This is a genomic window from Pseudoalteromonas sp. Of7M-16 (assembly GCF_022347805.1).
Lineage (GTDB): Bacteria > Pseudomonadota > Gammaproteobacteria > Enterobacterales > Alteromonadaceae > Pseudoalteromonas > Pseudoalteromonas luteoviolacea_F.
Genome location: NZ_JAKRFY010000068.1, coordinates 1 through 2,812, shown reverse-complemented (window position 1 = coordinate 2,812; position 2,812 = coordinate 1). Strand labels below are relative to the sequence as shown.

The window sequence follows — 2,812 nt, the reverse complement described above, 5'->3', positions numbered from 1 at the left end:
GCAGCCGTAGCTTCGGTGGTATGTTTAGCCCCGTTACATCTTCCGCGCAGGCCGACTCGACTAGTGAGCTATTACGCTTTCTTTAAAGGATGGCTGCTTCTAAGCCAACCTCCTAGCTGTTTTAGCCTTCCCACATCGTTTCCCACTTAACATACACTTTGGGACCTTAGCTGACGGTCTGGGTTGTTTCCCTCTCCACGATGGACGTTAGCACCCACCGTGTGTCTCCCGGATAGTACTTTACGGTATTCGGAGTTTGCAAAGGGTTGGTAAGTCGGGATGACCCCCTAGCCTTAACAGTGCTCTACCCCCGTAAGTATTCGTCCGAGGCTCTACCTAAATAGATTTCGGGGAGAACCAGCTATCTCCCGGTTTGATTAGCCTTTCACTCCTAGCCACAGGTCATCCCCTAACTTTTCAACGTTAGTGGGTTCGGTCCTGCTACAGAATATAAGTCGCTGACCCATTATACAAAAGGTACGCAGTCACCCTCGAAGGGCTCCTACTGCTTGTACGTACACGGTTTCAGGTTCTATTTCACTCCCCTCACAGGGGTTCTTTTCGCCTTTCCCTCACGGTACTGGTTCACTATCGGTCAGTTGGGAGTATTTAGCCTTGGAGGATGGTCCCCCCATATTCAGTCAAAGTTTCACGTGCTCCGACCTACTCGATTTCACTTCAGATAAATTTTCGTGTACGGGACTGTCACCCTGTGTCGTCCAACTTTCCAGAAGGTTCCAGGCTTGACTTAGCTTATCGCAAGTTAGTACGTCCTTCATCGCCTCCAACTGCCAAGGCATCCACCGTGTACGCTTAGTCACTTAACCATACAACCCAAAGTAGTTTCGTCGTTCTTTATTCTGAATGCTTCATTGCCATCAGATATTGCTTGGTCACATAGACGAGCTATGCTCCCGGCGACAATATCTTTGGCGGCTTCGCCTCAGAATAAATAACTTTGAACCTACGGCATATTTCAGCCAGTTGTAAGTCAAAGACAGTTTTAACTTCGCCAGAAGTTAAGTAATACTAAAGTAGACGCTAATTAATCAAAAAAATGATTAGAATTTAATTATCAGCTTTCCAAATTTTTAAAGAGCAAGAGAATTACTTCTCAGAGTTAAAAACTCTCAGTTTATTTAATACGTAAACTAAGTAAGAGTGCTTATCTTTGAGAAGGAGTAGTAAAGTGGTGGAGCTAAGCAGGATCGAACTGCTGACCTCCTGCGTGCAAGGCAGGCGCTCTCCCAGCTGAGCTATAGCCCCACATTACTAGGAAGACATTGTTTGATATCCACATGCTTTGGTTTTAGACAAGGCATGTATTTGCGACGCTTAGTTCGCTAAGCGAGTAAATACATAACGAAGTATAAAAGCAAAGTGGTGGGTCTGAGTAGACTTGAACTACCGACCTCACGCTTATCAGGCGTGCGCTCTAACCAGCTGAGCTACAGACCCAAACAATGTTGTGTTCTCTAATTCTAATCAACAATCATCTGTGTAAGGTTAAGCTACCTACTTCTGGAGCAACCCACTCCCATGGTGTGACGGGCGGTGTGTACAAGGCCCGGGAACGTATTCACCGCGGCATTCTGATCCGCGATTACTAGCGATTCCGACTTCATGGAGTCGAGTTGCAGACTCCAATCCGGACTACGACAAACTTTAAGTGATTCGCTTACTTTCGCAAGTTCGCAGCACTCTGTATCTGCCATTGTAGCACGTGTGTAGCCCTACACGTAAGGGCCATGATGACTTGACGTCGTCCCCACCTTCCTCCGGTTTATCACCGGCAGTCTCGTAAGTTCTCTGTATGTCAAGTGTAGGTAAGGTTCTTCGCGTTGCATCGAATTAAACCACATGCTCCACCGCTTGTGCGGGCCCCCGTCAATTCATTTGAGTTTTAACCTTGCGGCCGTACTCCCCAGGCGGTCTACTTAATGCGTTAGCTTTGGAAAAGTTGTCCGAAGACCCCAGCTCCTAGTAGACATCGTTTACGGCGTGGACTACCAGGGTATCTAATCCTGTTTGCTCCCCACGCTTTCGTACATGAGCGTCAGTGTTGACCCAGGTGGCTGCCTTCGCCATCGGTATTCCTTCAGATCTCTACGCATTTCACCGCTACACCTGAAATTCTACCACCCTCTATCACACTCTAGTTTGCCAGTTCGAAATGCAGTTCCCAGGTTGAGCCCGGGGCTTTCACATCTCGCTTAACAAACCGCCTGCGTACGCTTTACGCCCAGTAATTCCGATTAACGCTCGCACCCTCCGTATTACCGCGGCTGCTGGCACGGAGTTAGCCGGTGCTTCTTCTGTAAGTAACGTCACAGCTAGCAGGTATTAACTACTAACCTTTCCTCCTTACTGAAAGTGCTTTACAACCCTAAGGCCTTCTTCACACACGCGGCATGGCTGCATCAGGCTTGCGCCCATTGTGCAATATTCCCCACTGCTGCCTCCCGTAGGAGTCTGGACCGTGTCTCAGTTCCAGTGTGGCTGATCATCCTCTCAAACCAGCTAGGGATCGTCGCCTTGGTAAGCCATTACCTTACCAACTAGCTAATCCCACTTGGGCCGATCATAAGGCGAGAGCCGAAGCCCCCTTTGGTCCGTAGACATTATGCGGTATTAGCCATCGTTTCCAATGGTTGTCCCCCACCTTACGGCACGTTCCCAAGCATTACTCACCCGTCCGCCGCTCGTCATCTTCTAGCAAGCTAGAAATGTTACCGCTCGACTTGCATGTGTTAGGCCTGCCGCCAGCGTTCAATCTGAGCCATGATCAAACTCTTCAATTAAAAGTTTTTTG

At 48.5% G+C, this 2,812-nt stretch carries 1 tRNA gene and 2 rRNA genes; all 3 read right to left on the bottom strand.

The window, feature by feature from the left end:
- Window positions 1-827 (bottom strand): 23S ribosomal RNA (locus tag MHN81_RS28010); the annotation flags it as partial.
- A gap of 363 nt (window positions 828-1,190) precedes the next feature.
- Window positions 1,191-1,266: transfer RNA gene (locus MHN81_RS28005), tRNA-Ala, on the bottom strand.
- A gap of 170 nt (window positions 1,267-1,436) precedes the next feature.
- Window positions 1,437-2,801: ribosomal RNA gene (locus tag MHN81_RS28000) — 16S ribosomal RNA — on the bottom strand.
- Window positions 2,802-2,812 lie beyond the last annotated feature (11 nt).